General features: G+C 68.2%; 21 protein-coding genes and 1 pseudogene. 6 read left to right on the top strand and 16 right to left on the bottom strand.

What is annotated here, in order from left to right; translation table 11 throughout:
* The first annotated feature begins 2 nt into the window (after nt 1-2).
* Entirely contained in the window at nt 3-734 is a 732-nt protein-coding gene (locus ACFQE0_RS12140) for an ABC transporter permease (RefSeq protein WP_378969921.1), read from the top strand.
* Complete coding sequence (locus tag ACFQE0_RS12135) at nt 715-1455, top strand: ABC transporter ATP-binding protein (protein ID WP_378969920.1); 741 nt, start codon at nt 715-717, stop codon at nt 1453-1455. The genes ACFQE0_RS12140 and ACFQE0_RS12135 overlap by 20 nt, the downstream gene beginning before the upstream one ends.
* A 6-nt stretch (nt 1456-1461) precedes the next feature.
* Here ACFQE0_RS12135 and ACFQE0_RS12130 read toward each other — a convergent pair whose 3' ends face one another.
* The 3 genes from ACFQE0_RS12130 to ACFQE0_RS12120 all read right to left on the bottom strand — a co-directional run bounded on the left by ACFQE0_RS12130 (nt 1462) and on the right by ACFQE0_RS12120 (nt 3840).
* Nucleotides 1462-1962 carry a hypothetical protein gene (locus tag ACFQE0_RS12130; protein ID WP_378969917.1) on the bottom strand — a complete coding sequence of 167 codons (501 nt, stop codon included), beginning with the start codon at nt 1960-1962 and terminating at the stop codon, nt 1462-1464.
* Nucleotides 1963-1970: 8 nt separating this feature from the next.
* Nucleotides 1971-3377, bottom strand: coding sequence for a hypothetical protein (locus tag ACFQE0_RS12125; RefSeq protein WP_378969915.1), 1407 nt, complete (start codon nt 3375-3377; stop codon nt 1971-1973).
* A gap of 136 nt (nt 3378-3513) precedes the next feature.
* Nucleotides 3514-3840 carry a HesB/IscA family protein gene (locus tag ACFQE0_RS12120; protein WP_378969913.1) on the bottom strand — a complete coding sequence of 109 codons (327 nt, stop codon included), beginning with the start codon at nt 3838-3840 and terminating at the stop codon, nt 3514-3516.
* A gap of 116 nt (nt 3841-3956) precedes the next feature.
* On the opposite strand from ACFQE0_RS12120, the gene ACFQE0_RS12115 reads away from it, so the two are divergent.
* The 4 genes from ACFQE0_RS12115 to ACFQE0_RS12100 all read left to right on the top strand — a co-directional run bounded on the left by ACFQE0_RS12115 (nt 3957) and on the right by ACFQE0_RS12100 (nt 8448).
* On the top strand, nt 3957-5216 hold the full coding sequence (locus ACFQE0_RS12115) for a deoxyguanosinetriphosphate triphosphohydrolase (RefSeq protein ID WP_378969911.1): 1260 nt from the start codon (nt 3957-3959) through the stop codon (nt 5214-5216).
* 89 nt (nt 5217-5305) lie between these two features.
* A complete protein-coding gene (gene trpA / locus ACFQE0_RS12110; RefSeq protein WP_378969909.1) occupies nt 5306-6151 on the top strand; it encodes a tryptophan synthase subunit alpha in 846 nt (281 codons plus the stop codon).
* Nucleotides 6152-6207: 56 nt separating this feature from the next.
* Nucleotides 6208-7116 (top strand): acetyl-CoA carboxylase, carboxyltransferase subunit beta, encoded by a 909-nt coding sequence (gene accD / locus ACFQE0_RS12105; protein WP_378969907.1) that lies wholly within the window; start codon nt 6208-6210, stop codon nt 7114-7116.
* 6 nt (nt 7117-7122) lie between these two features.
* Complete coding sequence (locus ACFQE0_RS12100) at nt 7123-8448, top strand: bifunctional folylpolyglutamate synthase/dihydrofolate synthase (protein WP_378969905.1); 1326 nt, start codon at nt 7123-7125, stop codon at nt 8446-8448.
* Between the two features lie 38 nt (nt 8449-8486).
* Here the strand turns inward: ACFQE0_RS12100 and dxr are convergent.
* The 13 genes and pseudogenes from dxr to ACFQE0_RS12035 form a co-directional block, all read right to left on the bottom strand.
* Nucleotides 8487-9663, bottom strand: a pseudogene (dxr, locus tag ACFQE0_RS12095) (1-deoxy-D-xylulose-5-phosphate reductoisomerase).
* A 19-nt stretch (nt 9664-9682) separates the two neighbouring features.
* The gene (locus tag ACFQE0_RS12090) at nt 9683-10552 is read right to left on the bottom strand and encodes a phosphatidate cytidylyltransferase (RefSeq protein ID WP_378975440.1); all 870 of its coding nucleotides are present in this window, start codon (nt 10550-10552) and stop codon (nt 9683-9685) included.
* A gap of 34 nt (nt 10553-10586) precedes the next feature.
* Nucleotides 10587-11150, bottom strand: a complete 564-nt coding sequence (gene frr / locus ACFQE0_RS12085; protein WP_378969902.1) for a ribosome recycling factor — start codon at nt 11148-11150, stop codon at nt 10587-10589.
* 115 nt (nt 11151-11265) lie between these two features.
* On the bottom strand, nt 11266-11988 hold the full coding sequence (gene pyrH / locus ACFQE0_RS12080; RefSeq protein ID WP_378969900.1) for a UMP kinase: 723 nt from the start codon (nt 11986-11988) through the stop codon (nt 11266-11268).
* Between the two features lie 674 nt (nt 11989-12662).
* Entirely contained in the window at nt 12663-13589 is a 927-nt protein-coding gene (tsf, locus tag ACFQE0_RS12075) for a translation elongation factor Ts (RefSeq protein WP_378969897.1), read from the bottom strand.
* Nucleotides 13590-13715: 126 nt separating this feature from the next.
* The gene (locus ACFQE0_RS12070; protein WP_378969895.1) at nt 13716-14777 is read right to left on the bottom strand and encodes a 30S ribosomal protein S2; all 1062 of its coding nucleotides are present in this window, start codon (nt 14775-14777) and stop codon (nt 13716-13718) included.
* Nucleotides 14778-14948: 171 nt separating this feature from the next.
* Entirely contained in the window at nt 14949-15686 is a 738-nt protein-coding gene (locus tag ACFQE0_RS12065; protein WP_378969892.1) for a pseudouridine synthase, read from the bottom strand.
* Nucleotides 15683-16588, bottom strand: coding sequence for a class I SAM-dependent methyltransferase (locus ACFQE0_RS12060; protein ID WP_378969890.1), 906 nt, complete (start codon nt 16586-16588; stop codon nt 15683-15685). Before ACFQE0_RS12060 ends, ACFQE0_RS12065 begins: the two co-directional genes overlap by 4 nt.
* A 133-nt stretch (nt 16589-16721) precedes the next feature.
* Nucleotides 16722-17681 (bottom strand): GTPase Era, encoded by a 960-nt coding sequence (era, locus tag ACFQE0_RS12055; RefSeq protein WP_378969888.1) that lies wholly within the window; start codon nt 17679-17681, stop codon nt 16722-16724.
* On the bottom strand, nt 17678-18445 hold the full coding sequence (gene rnc, locus ACFQE0_RS12050) for a ribonuclease III (RefSeq protein WP_378969885.1): 768 nt from the start codon (nt 18443-18445) through the stop codon (nt 17678-17680). Before rnc ends, era begins: the two co-directional genes overlap by 4 nt.
* Nucleotides 18442-19227 carry a signal peptidase I gene (lepB, locus tag ACFQE0_RS12045; protein ID WP_378969883.1) on the bottom strand — a complete coding sequence of 262 codons (786 nt, stop codon included), beginning with the start codon at nt 19225-19227 and terminating at the stop codon, nt 18442-18444. Before lepB ends, rnc begins: the two co-directional genes overlap by 4 nt.
* Before the next feature lie 167 nt (nt 19228-19394).
* The gene (gene acpS, locus ACFQE0_RS12040; protein WP_378969881.1) at nt 19395-19793 is read right to left on the bottom strand and encodes a holo-ACP synthase; all 399 of its coding nucleotides are present in this window, start codon (nt 19791-19793) and stop codon (nt 19395-19397) included.
* Nucleotides 19790-20536 (bottom strand): pyridoxine 5'-phosphate synthase, encoded by a 747-nt coding sequence (locus ACFQE0_RS12035; protein WP_378969879.1) that lies wholly within the window; start codon nt 20534-20536, stop codon nt 19790-19792. The genes acpS and ACFQE0_RS12035 overlap by 4 nt, the downstream gene beginning before the upstream one ends.
* Nucleotides 20537-20713 lie beyond the last annotated feature (177 nt).

Below are 20713 nucleotides of genomic sequence, written 5' to 3'. Positions count from 1 at the left end.
GCGTGCTGACCCGCATCGTCTCCCTGGCGATCCTCATCGCCGCGTGGCAGGCCGCCGCGTGGGAAGCCCATTCGCGCCTGCTTCCGGCGCCGCTCGCCGTTCTCGATTTCATCATCGCGGAAGCCAAGCGGGGCGACCTCGCCCACAATGTCGGCATCACGCTGCTGCGCGTGGCGATCGCCTTCGCCATCGCGATGGGGCTCGGCACCTCGTTGGGCGTCGCCCTGGGTCGCTCGCGCAAGGCGGACCTCGCCCTCGACACGCCGCTGCTCGTGTTGCTGAACACGCCCGCCCTCGTCATCACCGTGCTCGCCTATGTCTGGGTCGGGCTGAACGAGACGGCGGCGATCCTCGCCGTGGTGCTGAACAAGCTGCCGAACGTCGCGGTTATCGTCCGCGAGGGGTCGCGCAACCTCGATCCCGGTCTGGAGGAGATGGCCCGCGCGTACCGGTTCGACCGCTGGACCTGGGTACGCGACGTGCTCGTCCCGCAATTGCAGCCCTACATCGTCACGGCGGCGCGCTCGGGCCTGTCGCTCGCTTGGAAGATCGTCCTCGTGGTCGAACTGCTGGGGCGGCCGGACGGCGTGGGCTTCGCCATCAATTTCTACTTCATCCAGAGCACCGACGTGGCCGCCATCATCGGCTACAGCCTCGTGTTCATGGCGGTGATGATCGGGATCGACGTGCTCCTCCTCCAGCGGCTCGAAGCCCATGTCCGTCGCTGGCGCTGACGCGAAGCCGGTCCTGCGGGTCGCCGTCGCCGGCAAGACCTACCGGCCGAAGGGCGCCGCGCCCGTCGAGGCGGTGCGCGACCTCGCCTTCACGATCAGAGAAGGCGAGATCGTCTGTCTGATTGGCCCGTCCGGTGCGGGTAAGACCACGACCCTGCGCATCCTGCTCGGCCTCGACACCGACTTCACCGGCGAGGTTGCGGGCGCGGAGCAGGCCGGCATCGTGTTTCAGGAGCCGCGCCTGCTACCCTGGCGCAGCGTGGAGCACAATGTCCGGCTCGGCCTCGCAAAGCCCGACCGGGGCCGCGACCTCGATGCCCTGTTCGAAAGGCTGGGCCTCACGCCCTGGCGCGCCAGCTTTCCCCGCGCGCTCTCCCTTGGGATGCAGAGACGCGTCGCCCTCGCCCGGGCCTTGGCCGGGGGCCCGAAGGTGTTGGTGCTGGACGAACCCTTCGTCTCGCTGGACGACAACGCGGCGGCCGAACTGCGCGCCCTCGTGGTCGATACGGTGGATGCCGCGGGCATGAGCGTGCTGATGGTGACGCACAACGTCGCCGAGGCCATCGCCATCGCCGACCGTCTGCTCTTGGTCTCCCGCCGCCCGGCGACGCTGGTCGCCGACATCACCCTCGACCGGCCCCGACGCCTGCGGGACCGGGCTTGGGCCGACGCGACGAGAACCAGCCTCTCCGCCCGGCACCCCGAGGTGATCGCGGACTGATCCGGCTCAGTTCGCCTTCGCCTCGATGTCGAGCCGGTCGAGCACGGAGGCCGGGGAGCCTGCGGTGCCGAGTTCCACGAAGCCGATGCCCGTGGGCTCCTTCGATTTGACGCGGATCGTCAGCTTACCCGGGTTCATCACGAACTGGCCCATGGCCGCGCCGATCGTCTTGGCCGCCGGGCCGTTGCCGAGGATCACCGGCACCCCGAGCACGCTGGCGGTAACGTATTCCTTGCGCAATTCGTCGGGCTTCAGGCTCAGTTCCTTCGCCTGAGTGGCGAGGAAGCGCTCGAACAGGCCGCTATTCTCTACCGTGATATCGACGGTCCGAGCATTGCCCGAGAACAACAGCATGGTCTGGGCCGGGACGCTGCCGGAGAACAATTCCGGCCCGATGCCCCCGAACAGAGCGGCGAGGCGGACGGTGCCGATATCCTTGCCCGAGATCGTGACGTCGCGCAGGGCGACGGTGCGGGCGGCTTCGTCCCAGGCGGCATCGGCCGTCATGTCGAAGCTCAGGTCGCCGTAGCCGAAGGCCGGAAGGGCACCGACCAGCGGCAGGCCCGCCGCCAGGGAGGCGGGAACGTCGAGCCCGGTGAGCGCGAGCCGAGTCGAGGGCGGCGTGCCATCTGACGCGGGTCCGACGCCGAACACGGCCTTACGCAGGGCGACGCGGTTCGTCTTGAGGGAGGCGGGCACGGCGAGCGGGTCACCTGCCTTCGCATCCGGGGGCGGGCTTCGGCGACCCGCGTCCGCGCGGTGGGCTTGGCACCGGCCGCCTGCTTTCCGGCCGGCGCATCCAGAGAGCCGCGCCGCTGCACCGGCGGGGAGGCCGGGGGCAGATCGACGGTGAGATCGGTGAGGGTCAGGGTGCCCATGCCGGTCGCGAGGCGACGGCTCTCCTCGGCATTCGGCGCGGTATCCGGCTTTTCGGCGAGGCGCCGCATCTCGGCGATCACCGGGGCGAGGTTCATGCCCGTCAGGGTGATCTTGCCGAGCCGCGTCCGGGTGGCCCCGCTGGACACGCTAGCCCCTTCGATGCCGAGCCCGGCATCGGGACCGGCAGAGGCGTAAAACAGCCGCTCGGCTTCGAGGAGCAGAGGCTCCGCGGTCGAATCGCTGATGCTGACGCCTTTGAGGTCGATGCTGCCGACGGTCTGCGCGCCGAGCAGGTCGGCAGTGGCGGAGGCCGCGCCGCGCTTGGTCTCGGGATCGTCGAAGCCCCGCGACAGGAGGTCGAGGGAGCCGTTCCAACCCTTCGGCACCTGCCGGGCGCCAAGGTCGCGCCCCTCCAAGCGCGCGACCTTCACGGTCGTGCCCTTGGCGTCCGAGATGGCGATGTCGGAAAGCTGCATCGTGCCGTAGACGCGCAAGGTCGGCCCCTTGCCGTCACCCGGCTCCAAAGCGAGCCGGGCGAAGGAGGCGAGATCGACATCGGTTGCGCGGAAGGCGCCATAGGTGCCCGCCGCATCCGGCGCCGCCTTGGTGCCCTTGGAACTGAGGGTGACGCCCGACGCGGTGAGTTCGCCAATACGGCCGCCGCGCACGTCGCGGGCGACCACGTCGCGATAGGTCGCGCTCTGCCGCTGGTCGCCGGGGCCGGCATGTTCCGAATCGAGGACGGGCGCCGTCAGGCTCGCCGCATCGAGCCGCGCGAGGCGCACAGCCCAGGGCTCCGAGGCATCGGCCTTGAAGATCGCCGCCAGATCGTCCCGCGACAGGCGGGTGCCACTTGCGGTGAGCTTGGGCACCTTGATGACCGTGGCGCCGAGGGGCAGCACCACATCGGTAAGCGTCACGTCCTGAACGGCGGCGGCGCCTTCCTGCGCGCGAACCGGATGAGGGACGGCGAGGCCGAAGGCCAGCGCAGCGGCGCAGGCTACGAGGGCCGACCGGAGACGGCGAGCCGCCGGAAAAGTCATGGACAGGTCCAACTTGCCGAGACACGGGCGCGACAGATCGCGTCGCGCGTTTTGCATCGCGACACAATCGTTGGATGGTGGCACGAGCGTGGCGGACGGGACCTGTCACCCGGCCGCAACGTTTGCGGCAGGTCGTTCAGAGCGAGAACGAGGTACCGCAGCCACAGGAGGCGGTGGCGAGGGGATTCTCGATCTTGAAGGATTGGCCGATTAGATCGTTGACGAAGTCGATGGTCGAGCCCGCCATGTACTGCACCGAAACCGGGTCGACGATCACCGTCGCGCCATCGCGCTCGATGGCGATGTCTTGGTCCTGCCGGTCGCGGGCGATGTCGAAAGCGTAGGAGAAGCCGGAGCAACCTCCGCCATTCACGCTGATGCGAAGCAGGGAGCCGGGCGGCTCGTCGCCCATGATCTCGTTGATGCGCTTGGCGGCGCGGGGCGTCAAAGTGATCTCGGACATCGTTTCAGCCACAGGCAAATCCGCGGCGGCACGGGACGGCGATTGCCCCGAGCCCTCGGACCACCAAGATATGGGCCTCCGGTCCGTGCTGCAATGCGGGCGGGTGAGGAGCGACCGTGCAAGACACGAAACGGGCCAACGGCGAACGGTGGCGAGCACCCTACGCGACTGATCCCGCCGCGACGCGGGGGCGGCTCATCGCCGAGCCGGGCTCGCCCACGCGCAGCGATTTCCAGCGCGACCGCGACCGGATCATACATTCCACCGCGTTCCGGCGGCTGAAGCATAAGACGCAGGTCTTCGTGCATCACGAGGGCGACCATTACCGCACGCGGCTCACCCATTCGCTGGAAGTGTCGCAGATCGCCCGCGCTCTGGCCCGCGCTTTGGGGCTTGATGAGGATCTGGCGGAGGCGCTCGCCCTCTCGCACGACCTTGGCCATACCTGCTTCGGCCATACCGGCGAGGATGCGCTCGATGCCTGCATGGCCCCCTATGGCGGGTTCGACCACAACGCCCAGACCCTGCGCATCGTCACACGGCTGGAGCGCCGCTATGCGGGGTTCGACGGACTAAACCTGACTTGGGAGACCCTCGAAGGGTTGGTGAAGCATAACGGGCCGCTCCTGACAGCGCAGGGCGTTCCGACGCCGCGCTACACCGAGCGGGGCATCCCGGCGGCCATCCTCGAATACGATGCGGTCTACCCCCTCGATCTCGCGCTCCATGCCGGGCCAGAGGCTCAGGCCGCTGCGCTTGCCGACGACATCGCCTATGCCGCGCACGATCTCGACGACGGTCTGCGCGCCGGGCTGTTCGACCTGAAGGATCTCTCCGCGGTACCGTTCCTCGCGGGGCTTCTGGACGAGATCGAATCCCTGCATCCGGGATTGGAGCCCGCGCGGATTGTCCACGAACTCGCGCGCCGGGTGATCACCCGCTTCGTAGAGGATGTTATCCGCGAGAGCGAGCGGCGGATCACGGCCCTCGCCCCCGCCACCGTGGCCGACATCCACGCGGCCGGTGCGCCCGTTATCGCCTTCTCGCCGGCGATCGAGGCGGCCGATGCGGAAGTGATGCGGTTCCTCTGGAAGCGCATGTACCGTGACGCCAGCGTGGTCGCGGTGCGGGAGAAGGCGGCGGCCATCGTCACGGATCTGTTCACGGCCTTCAAGGCAGACCCGTCACGGATGCCTCCGGAATGGAGCGCCGACCTCGCCGGAGCCTCCGAGCCACGAATCGCCCGCCGCATCGCGGACTATATCGCTGGCATGACCGACACCTACGCCGTGCTCGCGCACCGCAAGCTGTTCGACGCCACGCCGGAGCTTCTGCCCTCCCCGCCGAGCCGCGGCCTCCCCCTGGCGGAGCCCTAGCCGAGCCGGCGCTCTTCCCCGCCCCGCTTCACGGCAGGGCGGGGATGGTGTAGCGCGATCCGTTTCCCGAAAGCCGCTAGCACCGTCCCATGCCGTCTGCCACGCCGAGCCGCATCGACATCACCTTCGCCAAGGCCCGTTCCGAGGGTCGCGCGGTGCTCGTTACCTACATCATGGGTGGCGACCCCGACCCGGAGACCTCGCTGGAAGTGCTGCGCGCCCTGCCCGGCGCCGGGGCGGACATCCTCGAATTCGGCATGCCCTTCACCGACCCCATGGCCGACGGCCCGGCGATCCAGGCGGCAGGCCTGCGCGCCTTGAAGGCGGGCCAGGACGTGGCCAAGACGCTGGGCCTCGTCCGCCGCTTCCGGGCCGAGAACGACACCACGCCGATCGTGCTGATGGGTTACTACAACCCGATCCATACTTACGGCGTCGACAGATTCCTGGCCGATGCGGTCGAGGCCGGGATCGACGGGCTGATCGTGGTCGATTGTCCGCCGGAGGAGGATTCCGAGCTGTGCCTTCCGGCGCTGGCGAAGGGCATCGCCTTCATTCGGCTCGCCACCCCCACCACCGACGAGCGGCGCCTGCCCGCCGTGCTCGCGAACACGGCAGGCTTCGTCTACTACGTGTCGATCACCGGCATCACCGGCACGGCCACACCCGATTTCGGGCGCGTGGCCGAGGCGGTGGGGCGGATCCGCAAGCACACCGATCTTCCGGTTGTGGTCGGCTTCGGCGTGAAGAGCGGCGCCCACGCTGCTGCCATCGCCAAGGGCGCAGACGGCGTGGTGGTCGGCTCGGCCCTGGTCGATGCGCTCCACCGCTCCCTCGACAGCGAGGGCCGAGCCGGCAACGGGACGGTCGAGGCCGTGACCTCCCTGGTGCGGGAACTCGCCGAGGGCGTCCGCTCCGTCAGCCTTACGGCTTAAACCCATCACTCCATTCGGCGCCCCGCCGCCGCATCGAACGACACGGGCGATTCAGCATGGTCGAACCGATGAACTGGATCTCGGAGGTCGTGCGCCCCCGGATCAAGACGCTGTTCAAGCGCGAGACGCCAGAGAACCTCTGGGTCAAGTGCCCTGATACCGGACAGATGGTCTTCCACAAGGAGGTGGAAGCCAACCATTGGGTCATTCCCGGCTCCGAGCATCACCTGAAGATGAGCGCCGCCGCGCGCCTCAAGATGATGTTCGACGGTGGAACGTGGATCGACGTGGCCCTCCCCGAGGTCGCCACAGATCCCCTGAAGTTCCGTGACGAGAAGCGCTACGTCGACCGCCTGAAGGACGCTCGCAGCAAGACCGGCCTGCAGGACGCGTTCAAGATCGGCTTCGGCCGCGTCGGCGGGATCCCGATGACGCTGGCCGTGCAGGAATTCGGCTTCATGGCCGGTTCTCTCGGCATGGCGGCAGGTGAAGCCTTCGTGCGCGGCGCTGAGAAGGCGGTGGAGAAGAAGACGCCCTACGTCCTGTTCTCGGCCTCCGGCGGCGCGCGGATGCAGGAGGGCATCCTCTCACTGATGCAGATGCCGCGCACGACCGTAGCAGTGCGGCGCCTGCGCGACGCGCGCCTGCCCTACATCGTGGTGCTGACAAACCCGACCACGGGCGGCGTCACCGCCTCCTATGCCATGCTGGGTGATGTCCACCTCGCCGAGCCGGGGGCGTTGATCTGCTTCGCGGGACCGCGCGTCATCGAGCAGACGATCCGCGAGAAGCTGCCTGACGGCTTCCAGCGGGCGGAATACCTGCGCGAGCACGGCATGGTGGATCAGGTCGTGCACCGGCATCAACTGAAGGATACGATCACGACCCTCTGCGGTCTTCTGATGAACCTGCCCGCCCCCGCGCAGGCCGAATCGGCTTCCGCACCCGCCGCCGAAATGGCCTGAGGGTCGATGGACTCTTCCGACGCCCTGCTGGCGCGCTTCCTGGCGCTACATCCCCGGACGATCGATCTCTCCCTCGGGCGGATCGAACGGCTTCTCGCGCGACTGAACCACCCCGAGCGGCGCCTGCCGCCGGTGATCCACGTCGCCGGGACAAACGGCAAGGGATCGACCATCGCGTTCATGCGCGCGATCCTCGAAGCCGGGGGGCTGGCGGCCCACGTCTACACCTCGCCGCATCTGGTGCGGTTCCACGAGCGCATCCGCCTCGGCGCCATCGGCGGCGGGCGGTTCGTGGACGAGGAAAAGCTCGCCGACGCGTTCCGCCGCTGCGAGGCGGCCAATGCCGAAGATCCCATCACCGTCTTCGAGATCACGACCGCCGCCGCGCTGCTGCTCTTCTCCGAGCATCCGGCCGACGTGCTGCTCCTCGAAGTCGGCCTAGGCGGCCGGGTAGATGCCACCAACGTCATCGATGAGCCCGCCTGCGCCGTGGTGACACCCATCGGCCGCGATCACGCGGAGTATCTCGGCGACACGGTGGAACTCGTCGCCACCGAGAAAGCGGGCATCTTCAAGCGGGGCTGCCCCGCAGTGATCGCCACGCAGGATTACGCCGAGGCCGACACGGTGCTGTGCCGCCAGGCCGAGCGAGTCGGGGCGACACCGATCATCGTCGGCGGCCAGGACTTTTCAGTCCACGAGGAACGCGGGCGGCTCGTCTACCAGGACGAAACCGAACTGTTCGATCTGCCGAAACCCCGCCTCGCCGGGCGTCACCAGCTCGTCAACGCCAGCACCGCCATCGCAGCCCTGCGCGCGGCCGGGTTCGGGGATATCGGCACCGCCGCCCTGGAACGGGGCCTGACGGGTGTCGAATGGCCGGGCCGCCTGCAACGCCTCGGCAAGGGGCGCCTCGCCGACCTCGTGCCGAACAGCGCCGAGCTTTGGCTCGACGGCGGCCACAACATGGATGGCGGACGCATCCTGGCCGCCGCCATGGGCGACCTCGGTGAACGCAGCGATGCGCCCCTCGTCCTGATCGTCGGCTTGCTCGGCACCAAGGATGCGGACGGCTTCCTCCGTCACTTCGTGGGCCTCGCCCGCGCGCTGATCGCGGTGCCGATCCCCAATCAGGTCGCGGCCCGCCCGCCGGAAGAAGTCGCGGAGATCGCTGAGCGTGCCGGTCTCTCGGCGCGGATCGCACCGAGCGTCGAGGCTGCGCTGGAAACCGTCAGCGATATCAGTTTCGAGCGGGCGCCACGCATCCTGATCTGCGGCTCGCTCTACCTTGCGGGTCAGGTGCTGGCGTCGAACGGCACGCCCCCGACCTGAGGGCGAACCTCGTTGACGTTGTTGAGAGGCGGAGCCGTCTAGCCCGCCGCGCGCATCTCCGGCAGCGCCTCTGCGCTCCAGGCGCGGACATGCGCGTCGATGGCCAGCGCCTCTTCCACATCGGCCGGGGCCTTGGGGTAGACCGGCGCGAAATGCGTGCAGGCGCGCTCGACAAGATCGGCAATGCCGTAGAAGTCGATCCGCCCCGCGATGAAGGCCGCGACCGCCACCTCGTTGGCCGCGTTCATCACGGTCGGCGCCGCCCCGCCCTCGGCCAGCGCCGCGCGAGCGATGCGCAGGCAGGGGAAACGCTCCTCGTCGGCCGCCTCGAAGGTCAGTGAGCCGAGCTTCACGAGGTCGAGGGGCCGACCGCGCTCGATCGACAGGCGATCGCCCAGCCCGAGGCAATGCGAGATCGGGACACGCATGTCAGGCAGAGCGAGTTCCGCCGTCACCGCACCGTCGATCCAATAGACCATTCCGTGGATGACCGATTGCGGATGGACCACCACGTCGAGCCGCTCCGGCTCGATGCCGAAGAGGTGATGAGCCTCGATCAGCTCCAGTCCCTTGTTCATCAGGGAGGCGGAATCGATGTTGATCTTCATGCCCATCGACCAGGTCGGGTGGGCGGCGGCCTCGGTGGGCGAGGCCGCGGCGATGCGCTCCCGCGTCCAAGTGCGGAACGGCCCGCCCGAGGCTGTGATCATCAAGGTGCGCACGTCGTCGAGGGGGCGGCCGTGCAGGGCCTGCGCCAGGGCGTCGTGCTCAGAATCCATCGGCCAGATGGTGGCGCCGTAGCGCTTGGCATCGCGCATGAAGGCGTCGCCCGCGCAGACCAAGCTTTCCTTGTTGGCGAGCGCCACGGTGCGCCCCAGGCGCAGCGCCGCGTGGGTCGGCTTGAGACCGGCTGCCCCGCTGACGGCGGCAACCACGATGTCGGCATCGCGGGCCACGGCCTCCATCACGGCCCCCTCCCCCGCCGCTCGGGATGCCCGAACCCGCGAGGGCTTCAGCCAGAGCAGGGCCACCGGCCTCGTCGGCCAGGGCCGCGAAGCTTGCGTTCAACTCGCGGGCGACCTTGGCCAATGCTGCCGCATCGCGCCCGCCGACCACCGCGCCGGTGCGGAAACGATCCGCGTGCTGCGTCAGCAGGTCCGCCGTGGAGCGGCCGATGGAGCCGGTGGCCCCCAATACGGTGACGGTCTGCACCACGGGCGAAACTCCCAGAATCCTAACCGATCACGCCCTGCCCACGCAGGACGAGATAGAGCCCGGCCAGAACGGCCACGGCGAAAAACCCGTCGAGCCTGTCCATCACCCCGCCATGGCCGGGGATGATACGGCTCGAATCCTTCACGCCATGACGGCGCTTCAGCCACGATTCGAACAGGTCGCCGGCTTGGCTGAGCACGGAGGCTACAGCGCTCGTTCCGGCCACGACGGGCAGCGAGGCGCCGCGTGGCAGGGTGAAGCCCAGAAGGTCGGCGCCCACGGCCACCAGCGTCCCGGCGGCGACGGCACCGGCCAGGCCGCCCAGCGCGCCGGACCATGTCTTGTTGGGCGAGATCGCCCGCATCAGCTTCGGCCCACCGATCTTGCGGCCGACGAAATAGGCGGTGATGTCGGTGGCCCAGACCACCGCGAACATCCAGATCGGCCCAATCAAGGCCAGGACCGGATCGTCCCGCAGAGCGGTGGGTACCGAGGCGATGATACCCGCACAAAGAAGGCCGACGAGCGTCCGCCACCGCCCAGCCGTGGTCCGCGCGACGGTGGCGCAGGCAGCAGCGCCGAGTGCCAGCACGGCGAAGCAGGCGAGCGCCGGAGCCTCGGCCTGCAGCGTCACGACCAGGGCGGCCAGCGTCGCCGCACCGAGCGCGATCAGCACCTCGCGCGGCTCGACGCGGCTCATGACGATCCATTCGCCGAAGCCGACGATGCCGGCGGTCAGCCACACGGCCGCGAAGGCCCAGCCACCGTAGATCAGGGCAGCGATGACGGCGGGGGCGAGGACAACCGCGGAAGCGACGCGCAGCCACAATTCCCGTCGCGAGCGGCGCACGGGCGGAACGGAAACGGCGGCCGAAGCCGCCTTCTCCACAGGAGTCTGGGCCGGAACGACGGTCACGCCGACCTCAGACCTGCATGATTTCCTTCTCCTTCGACGCGAGCACGCCGTCGATCTCGGCGATATGGGCGTCGGTGGCCTTCTGCACGTCGCCCGCCTGACGCTTCTCGTCATCCTCGGAGATCGCGCTGTCCTTCAGGAGCTTCTTGAGGTGGTCGAGCCCGTCGCGGCGGACGTGGCGCACGGCGACCCGGGCTTCCTCCGCGTATTTATGCGCGACCTTCACCATCTCCTTGCGGCGCTGCTCGTTCATCTCAGGGATACGCAGGCGGATGGTCTGCCCTTCCGTCTGCGGGTTGAGGCCGAGATCGGATTCACGGATCGCCTTCTCGACCGCCGTTACCATGCTGCGGTCCCAGACCGAGATGGAGAGCAGGCGCGGCTCAGGCACGCTCACCGTGGCGACCTGGGACATCGGCATCATCGAGCCGTATGCATCAACCTGGATCGGATCGAGCAGGCCGGGAGACGCCCGTCCGGTGCGGAGCGAGCCGAGATCCTTGGACAGGGAGGACACGGCGCCGGTCATGCGGCGCTTGATGTCGTTGAGGTCGAATTCCGGAGTGGCCATGGCGTCAGGTCCCTACGGGCATGGTGGAAAAGGGGCGCGGCGCAGGGCGCGCGGTCGCGGCCTCAATGGACGAATTTTTTCTCGCCCGCAAACGCCGGGTTGCAGCATCCCCCTCTCAGGGGACCACATGGGTCGAAGGGGCCTCGCCGGACAGGATCGCGGCGATGGAACTCGGCGCGTGAACTGAGCCGACGACGATCGACAACCTGCTTTCCCGCGCCAGCGCAAAAGCGGCAGTGTCCATCACCTTGAGGTCGCGTGCGATAGCCTCGTCATGGGTGATACGGTCGTAGCGCGTGGCGGACGGGTCCTTCTTCGGATCGGCCGAATAGACCCCATCCACCTGGGTCGCCTTCAGCACGGCATCGCAGCGCAGCTCGGCGGCGCGCAGGACGGCGGCGGTATCCGTGGTGAAATACGGGTTGCCAGTGCCGCCCGCGAGAACGACCACCTGCCCCTTGTCGAGGTGGTGCAGGGCGGGCTGGCGGGCATAGGTCTCGCAGATGGTCGGCATGGAGACGGCCGACATGGTCCGCGCCTGCACGCCCGCCGCGTTGAGCGCGGTCTCGATGGCGAGGGAGTTCATCACCGTGGCCATCATGCCGAGGGAATCACCCGTCGCCCGGTCGATCCAGCCAGCTGCCGAAATGCGCGCGCCACGGATCATGTTGCCGCCGCCGACGACGATGGCGATCTCGAGCCCGTTGGCGATCGAGCGCGCGACATCCTCGGCCATGGCGGCCAGGGTCGGGGGATGCAGCCAGTATCCATCGGGGGCGGCCAGGGCCTCGCCCGAGAGCTTGACCAGCACACGGCGAAACGGCGTCGATCCGGGCATCTCGATTCCTCGTGCCAGCCCGAAGCGCCGGGCGGCAGCTTCTACGTCAGAGGTCGGCTCGACGTCGAGGCCCGAAACGACATGCACAGGCTTCCCCAACCGGGAAACCCTGACAGCAAAAGACCACCGGACCGTCGAACGGCCCGGTGGTCGAGAGATGCACCCGAAGGTGTGCGGCCCGTTTAGTGGCCGGTGACGACGTCCATGACGCCCAGAGCCGTCATTAGAAGGCCCGAGGCGAAAGCGCCGATCATGAGGTAGCTGATGCTTTTCGAGAACATGCCTCACCCTACCGTGGCGCAGCGCCGCCGACTGTGCGTCGCAGCACCCAACGCCGCGGATTAACGAAGCAATGGGATCGTAGAGGGCACAGTGACACAGACGGGTAAGTTACTGATTGCTCCCGAAACCGCCGATTATTGCTGGCGTTAAGTGCCATACAGCTCAAATTTCATTACCCTGTAGATGACATTTGCTTGCGCAACTTGCACATCGCGACGTCACGTCGTGCCTCGCATTGGGGCGGCGCGAGATCAGCGCATCGGCGGTTGAACGCACCGTGGACGCTAGAAGCGCCCAAATCCTTGTGCTGCGGCGCACAGCCCCGAAACGAGAAGAGCCCGCCGGGGGGCACCCGGCGGGCTCTTCGATGATCCGGCAGGATCGGGTTCGGATCAGGCGCGACCGGCCTGCTGGGCGACCTCGGTCGCGAAGTCCGGGCCCTCTTCCTTCTCGATGCCCTCGCCCAGCGCGTAGCGGACGAAGCCCTTCAGGGTCACCGGGCCGCCGACCTTGCCGGCGGCTTCCTTGAGAACCTGCGAGATGGTCTTGGAGCCATCGTGCACGAAGGGCTGCTCCAGGAGGGTGACCTCCTTATAGTAGCTCTTCAGGCCACTCTCGACGATCTTGGCGAGGACGTGGTCCGGCTTGCCGGCGTTCTTCTCGCGCAGGATGTTCGACTCACGCTCCACGGTCGCGGCATCGACGCCCGAGGCGTCGAGGGCAACGGGGTTCGTGGCGGCGACGTGCATGGCGATCTGGCGACCGAGGGTCGACAGAGCATCGACGTCGCCTTCGGACTCAAGCGCCACGAGGACGCCGATCTTGCCGAGGCCCTCGGAGATCTGGCTGTGGACGTAGCTGGCGATCACGCCCTTGGTCACGTCGAGCTTGGCGACGCGACGCAGAGTCATGTTCTCGCCGATCGTGGCGATCAGGCTCTGCAGGTGGGCCGAGACGGTCTCGGACGAGCCGGGGAAGGTCGCGTTCTGCAGGCCTTCGAGGGTGCCATCGGTGTTGAGGGCGATCTTGGCGGCCTCGCGGGCGAAGGCCTGGAAGCCGTCGTTGCGGGCGACGAAGTCGGTCTCGGAGTTCACCTCGATCACCGCGGCGTGATGACCGGCGGACTCGACGGCCACGAGGCCTTCGGCAGCGACGCGACCGGCCTTCTTGGCGGCCTTGGCCAGACCCTTCTTGCGCAGCCAGTCGATGGCGGCTTCGATGTCACCCTGCGTCTCGGCGAGGGCGCCCTTGCAGTCCATCATGCCGGCGCCGGTCTTCTCGCGCAGCTCCTTCACCATCGCGGCGGTGATGTTGGCCATGGCCGGTTCCTTTCGTGCAGTTGAGGGCGGTTCGATGAGAGAGGCCCGGCGCTCGGGGTGAGCGGCCGGGCCCGGTATGCTGAGGTGTGCGACCGGCCGATGACGGCCGATCCACGGTGCCTTCGATCAGGCGGCGGCAGCGGCCTCGACGAAGCCACGAGCCTGCGAGACCCACGAATCGCGGTCGATGCGGCCGTTGAGCTTCAGGTCGGCATCGACCTTGGCGACCTCGTCCGGGGTCATCGCGGCGATCTGCCAGTAGTGGTAGATGCCGGCATCGTTGAGCTTCTGGACGATCTGCGGACCGGCGCCGTTCAGCTTGGTCAGGTCGTCCGGAGCGCCGCGCGGGGCCGCCAGCAGCTCGAAGTGCTCGGTCGACTCGGCGAGCATCGCCACGTCGGCCGGGTCGAGGGCGTCGGAGGAGACGGCCACGTCGTCGTTGGCCGGCAGTTCCTCGGCCATCGGCTCCTCGGAGGCGCCGAGATCGACACCCGACGAGCCCTGGGCGCGGGAGATGCCGTCGATGGCAGCGCGGGCGATCAGGTCGCAGTACAGCGCGATGGCGCGGCCCGCATCGTCGTTCGCCGGCACGACGTAGGTGATGCCGTCGGGGTTGCAGTTGGTGTCGACCACGGCCGCGACCGGGATACCGAGGCGGTTCGCCTCCTTGATCGCCAGCTGCTCCTTGTTGGTGTCGATCACGAACAGCAGGTCCGGCACGCCGCCCATGTCCTTGATGCCGCCGAGCGCCTTCTCGAGCTTGTCCTTCTCACGGGACAGCATCAGGCGCTCCTTCTTGGTCAGGCCCGGGCCGCCGGTCTCGAGGGTCTCGGTGACCTTCCGAAGGCGCGAGATCGAGCCCGAGATGGTCTTCCAGTTGGTCAGCGTGCCGCCGAGCCAGCGGGAGTTGACGTAGTACTGGGCCGAACGGCGGGCGGCCTCGGCGATCGTGTCGGCGGCCTGACGCTTGGTGCCGACGAACAGCACGCGGCCACCACGGGCCACGGTGTCGCTCACGGCCTGGAGCGCCTGGTGCATCGCGGGCACGGTCTGCGCGAGGTCGATGATGTGGATGTTGTTACGGGTGCCGAAGATGTACGGCTGCATCTTCGGGTTCCAGCGGTGCGACTGGTGTCCGAAGTGAGCGCCGGCTTCGAGAAGCTGACGCATGGAAAAGTCGACGGCCATTCTGTTTCGTCTCCGGTTAAATCCGCCGCGGAGGGATGCGACCGGGCTGAAGCCGGCCACCGGATGAGCCCCATTGAGTCATGGGGACGTCTCCGCGTGTGGGATGGGCCGGGCGGTTAGCAGAATGAGGGGGGCGTGGCAAGTCCGAGCCCGCTCCGCTCGTCCCCTCGATCAGCCAGCCGCGAAGATCGCGGCGATGGCCTGTTCGTCGAGGATGCGGATCTCTCCCGCAGGCAGATCCTCGGGCAGGTCGAGGCCGCCGACCCGGTCGCGGTGCAGGGCTTCCACATGGTTACCGAGCGCCGCGAACATCCGCCGGACCTGATGATACCGGCCCTCCGTCAGGGTGACGGCGCAATGGGTCGCGTCCTGCGCCTCCATCACGACCGGCAAGAGCGACCTGTCCTCGCCTTCGAGCATGAGCGTACCGGATGCGAGCGCCGCCGCTTCGCTGCCGTTCAGCGGCCTCGCGAGGGTCACCTGATACCGCTTGGCGACATTCGCCTTGGGAGAAATGATCCGGTGAAGCAGGGCGCCATCATCGGTGAGCAGCAGCAGCCCCGAGGTCTCCTTGTCGAGCCGACCGACCGTGGAGAGCGGAGGCTCCCGCCGCCGCCATCGTTCCGGCAGCAAGCCGTAGACCAGCGGCCCCGCCTCCTTGTGCGAGCAGGTGACACCCAGCGGCTTGTGCAGCATCAGGCACAGACCGGGCAGGGGATCGAGACGCTCGCCCTCGACGGTCAGCCGCTCGGGCAGATCGGGGTCGAGGGCGATTCTGTCGCCTGCATCCGAGAGTTCGTCGCCGTCGAGGCGAATTTCGCCCATTCGCGCCAGGGCCTGGATCTCCCGGCGGGAGCCGTAGCCGAGATTGGCCAGGAGCTTGTCCAGCCGGACGGCCTTCGCGCTCATCGCTTGGCCTCAAACACCTTGTACCCGCCCTCCTGCGCGACGGTCTCCACGGAGCGGAACCGCTCGCGCAGGGTCGCCTCGTAGGGAAGGTGGGCGTTCGCCACGAGCCACAGCGTCCCGCCGGACCGCAGAGCATCGGCCGCGCGCTGGATGAAGGTCTTGCCCAAAGCTTGATCCTCGGCACCCCCATCGTGGAAGGGAGGATTGCTCACCGCGAAGTCGAGGCCCGTGGGCAGAGACGCCGCCGCGCGAAGATCGCCCCAGACGATCTTGGCGCGCGTATCCGAGACGTTGCGTTTGGCCATCTCGATGGCACGGCGGTCGAGATCGACCAACGTCATCTCGGTGACGGCATCGGAATGCAGGATCGCCCGCGCCAGGACCCCGAGGCCGCAGCCGAGATCGGCGCCGCGCCCCTTGAGCGGCGGAAGGCGCGCCATCAGCAGGGCCGTGCCCGGATCGAGCCTGTCCCAGGAGAAGACGCCCGGCTGCGTGCACAGGGCGAGGTTGTCGATATGCCGGGGCCCGCCTTCATGGATCGCCTCATCGAGCCCTGCCGGATCTGCCGGGCGGGTGCCGGTGCAGATGCGATGATGGCGCTTCGGCAGATCGTGGGCGGGGCAGCCGAAGGCGGCGAGTTCCTTGGCAAGGCGCGTCCCGCCGCGATCCTTCGGCGCGAGCACCACCAGCCGGGCGCCGGGCTCCAGCGCGCGGATGGCATGGGCGAGGACGTAACGGCGCTCGATCGTACCGGGCGGCGCATAGACCGTGGCCCCCGCAAGCGAGGCGTCCGCGACATCCTCCAGCCGCACCGAGCCGGGAATGACGGGAGAGACCTGAAGCGCCGCCTCGGGGGCCTCGACGAGGTCGACGGGCGGCAGGCCGTAGACGGCGTGGGACATGATGGGGCTATCGAACGACCGGGAAAGCCGATCCCCGCACGCGGGCCCTGGGGCGCGTTCGCGAAACGGGAATCGGGGGATGCCTCCCTGATACACTGGCCGCCCCCTTCGCGGCCAGTGCCGCGGCGGCCGGTCAGCCCCGCGGGAATTCCAGACCCATTTCGCGGTAGCGCGCGGGGTCGTCAGCCCAGTTCTCGCGTACCTTCACATGGAGGAACAGGTGAACCGTCGCTTCGGCCGCCTCGGCGATCTCGATCCGCGCTGCCTGCCCGATGGAGCGGATCGTCTGACCGTTCTTGCCCAACACGATGGCACGCTGGCTCTCACGCTCCACGAAGATGGTCTGCTCGATCCGCACCGAGCCGTCCGTCTTCACCTGCCACTGGTCGGTTTCGACGGTGGAGCGGTAGGGTAGTTCCTCGTGCAGCCGGTCGTAGATTTTCTCGCGGGTGATCTCGGCCGCGAGCATCCGGAGCGGCGCATCGGACACCTGATCCTCCGGATAGAGCCAGGGACCGGCGGGCATTCTTGAAGCCAGAGCCTTGCGGAGGTCGCCGATGCCGTCGCCCTTCAGTGCGGAGATCATGAAGGTCTCAGCGAAAGGCGAAGCCTGATTCAGCTCGGCCGCGAGGGCCAGAAGCTTCTCTCGCGGAATGAGATCGATCTTGTTGAGGATCAGCAGCTTCTCGCGGCGAACATCGCCGAGACGGGACAGAATCGCCTTCACCTCGTCGTCGGCACCCTTCCGGGCATCGACTAGCAGGCACACGGCGTCGGCATCGGCCGCGCCGCTCCACGCCGAATGGACCATCGCCCGGTCGAGGCGGCGCTTCGGCGCGAAGATGCCGGGCGTGTCGACCAGGACGATCTGCGACGATCCCTCAATCACGATACCGCGCACCAGCGCGCGGGTCGTCTGCACCTTGCGCGAGACGATGGAGACCTTGGTGCCGACGAGGCTGTTGAGCAGCGTCGACTTGCCGGCATTCGGCACGCCGATCAGCGCGACGAAGCCCGCCCTCGAATCAGTCGGCGTGCCGGGCAGGGTCGAGGGGGCGACGGGGCCGTCCTCCGGGGTGTCGTGGTCGGTCATGGGGTCTCCACGGCGGCATCGCCCGCCGCCGTAATGCCTTCGCGGGCCAGCAGATCACCGGCGGCAGCCTGCTCGGCCACGCGCTTCGAGGTGCCCTCGCCGAAGCCGGGCTCCAGCCCCTCGACCTGCACCGCCATGCGGAAATGCGGGGCGTGATCGGGGCCGGTGCGCTCCACGACGGCGTAGATGGGAATCGGCAGGCTGCGGCTCATCGCCCATTCCTGCAGGGTGGATTTCGCGTCGCGTCCACGGGGGGCGGTCCCGATCTCGGCGGGGCGGAAATGCGCCGCCACGAGCGCACGGGCGACGGCGAAGCCGGCATCGAGATAGACCGCGCCGAGAATCGCCTCACACACATCCGCGAGGATGGTCTGGTTACGACGCCCGCCGCCCATTACCTCGCCCTGGCCGAGGATCAGGTGCGGCCCGATTCCCCATGTGGTTGCCACCGCCGCGCAGGTTTCCCGGCGCACGAGGCCTGCGAGCTGGCGGGAGAGATCGCCTTCATCGGCATCCGGCAGAGCAGTGTAGAGCCCTTCGGCCACCGCAAGCCCGAGCACCCGGTCACCGAGGAATTCGAGGCGCTGATAAGAGCCGTTGCGGCCCGTCGCCTTGCTCGTGTGCGTGAGCGCGCGGGTCAGCAGATCCTTGTCCGTGAAGACATGGCCGATCCGCTGCTCAAGCTCGGAGAGGGGCGGACGCGGTTTGTGCGCCCGCTTGATCCGCGCCGAGACGCGCGGAAGGGGTGTCGCGTCCGTGCTCAATGGATCGTCGAGAACAGGCGCGACCAGCGCACCTGCGCGGGCCAGTTCCAGATCTGCCAGGCCGGAGTGCCTTCATCGATGGAGAAGAAGATCATCTCGGCGCGCCCGACGAAATTGGCGAACGGCACGTAGCCGACATTGGCGAGGTCGCGCGAATCGGTGGAATTGTCGCGGTTGTCGCCCATCATGAAGTAGTGGCCTGCTGGGACGGTGTACAGTTCGGTCCGGTCCCAGAAGCCGTTGTCGCCGTCGCGCTCGATGACGCGATGGGCCACGCCGCCGGGCAGCGTCTCCATGTATTGCGGCACCTTGGTCGGCTGGCCATAGGCGTCGGTGGTCTCGTAATCGGCGATCCGCTCGCGCTTCACCGGCTGGCCATTGATGTTGAGCACGCCGTCGATCATCTGGATCTTATCGCCCGGCAGGCCAATCACGCGCTTGATGTAATCGGTCGAATTGTCCTTCGGCAGCTTAAAGACGGCGATGTCGCCACGCTTCGGATCGGCGGCCCAGACGCGGCCATTGGCCTGGATCGGAATGTATTCCGACAGGGGCAGCGAGAACTTCGAGTAGCCGTAGGAGTATTTCGAGACGAACAGGTAATCGCCGATCAGCAGCGTCGGCACCAGCGATCCGGACGGGATGTTGAACGGCTGGAACAGCAGGGTGCGTACCACGAGCGCGATGAGCAGCGCCTGGATACCGACCTTCAGGGTCTCGCGGATGCTCGCCCAGGTGCCGGTATCCGCCGGCTTGGCGAGCGACTTACCCTCGTGATTCACGTGCACGTTCCTACTGATCGACCGTTTCCGTCGTCCGCCGCCTCAGCGGGAGACGCCGTGAGCGGCTTCGGCGCCATCCATTCGCGAGGATTGCGCCGCCATCGTGTCCGCTGGGTGCGGCGATCTAAACCATGCTGCGGCCACCCGCAACGCGCGGAGGCGCAACCCTAATCCCTCAGCGCCTCGATGACCACGAAGGCCAGCGCCATGGGCGGGTCGTCGGTGAGGCTGACATGGATCCTGGCGGAGTGCCCGGCCGGCAGCATCTCCGCCAACCGCTCGGCCGCGCCGCCGCTGAGGCGGAGCGTCGGCGCACCGGAAGGCAGGTTCACCACCTCCATATCGCGCCAGAACACGCCCTCGCTCAGGCCCGTGCCCAGCGCCTTAGCGCAGGCTTCCTTGGCGGCGAAGCGGCGGGCATAGCCTTCGGCACGCGCCTTCCGACGGTCGCAGCGAGCGCGCTCGCCCTCGGTATAGACCCGATGCGTGAACCGCTCGCCGTGGCGGGCGAGTGTCTTCTCGATGCGGCGGATGTCGCAGAGGTCCGAGCCGATCCCGATGATCATCCGCGTGCCCGGTCCATGGCCGCGCGCATATCGCGGATCGCCTGGGCGAGGCCGACGAAGATCGCGTCGGCGATCAGGGCATGGCCGATGTTCAGTTCGCGGATCTCGCGGACGGCCGCGACCGGGCCGACGCTGTCGGTGTTCAGTCCGTGGCCCGCATGGATCTCCAGCCCGAGCCCGGCGCCATGGGCGGCCGCCCGACGGATCCGCGCGAGTTCACGCTCGACAGCGGCGTGTTCGCCTGCGACCGCCGCTTCGCAATAGCTGCCGGTGTGGAGTTCCACGACGGGGGCGCCAAGGGCATGAGCGGCTTCCATCACCTCCGGCTCCGGCTCCACGAAGAGCGACACGCGGATGCCCGCCTCGGCCAGGGTTCGGATGCGCGGGGCGAGATGATCGCGCCCGCCGATGATGTCGAGCCCACCCTCAGTGGTGCGCTCCTCGCGCTTCTCCGGCACGAGGCATGAGGCGTGCGGCCGGGTCGCGACCGCGAGCGCGATCATCTCATCCGTCGCCGCCATCTCGAAATTCAGCGGCACGGTGAGGCTGGCCTTCAGGGCTGCAATGTCGGCGTCGCGGATATGGCGGCGGTCCTCCCGCAGGTGGGCGGTGATTCCATCCGCGCCCGCCTCGACCGCGAGATGGGCCGCCCGCACCGGATCCGGGTAGGCGCCGCCGCGCGCGTTACGGACGGTGGCCACGTGATCGATGTTGACGCCGAGGCGAAGCTGCGGAACGGTCATGGCAGTCGGATTCAGTCCGTCTATCGAGGCTTTCTCCCTAGGTGTCGGCTCAGACCGCCGACGGCAAGTGCCTTCCGCGAAGCCGCGCCGCGCTCCGTCACGAGGGTTGCGGAAACGCGCGAAACCGTCTAAGCGCGCCGCTCGCGTTCGCTCCGGCCGGGGGCTGAACGGACGGTG

Origin of the sequence: Methylobacterium komagatae, assembly GCF_042661665.1 — a bacterium.
Lineage (GTDB): Bacteria > Pseudomonadota > Alphaproteobacteria > Rhizobiales > Beijerinckiaceae > Methylobacterium > Methylobacterium komagatae.
The sequence above is the reverse complement of the archived record's forward strand: the minus strand, read 5'-3'. Positions and strand labels throughout refer to the sequence as shown.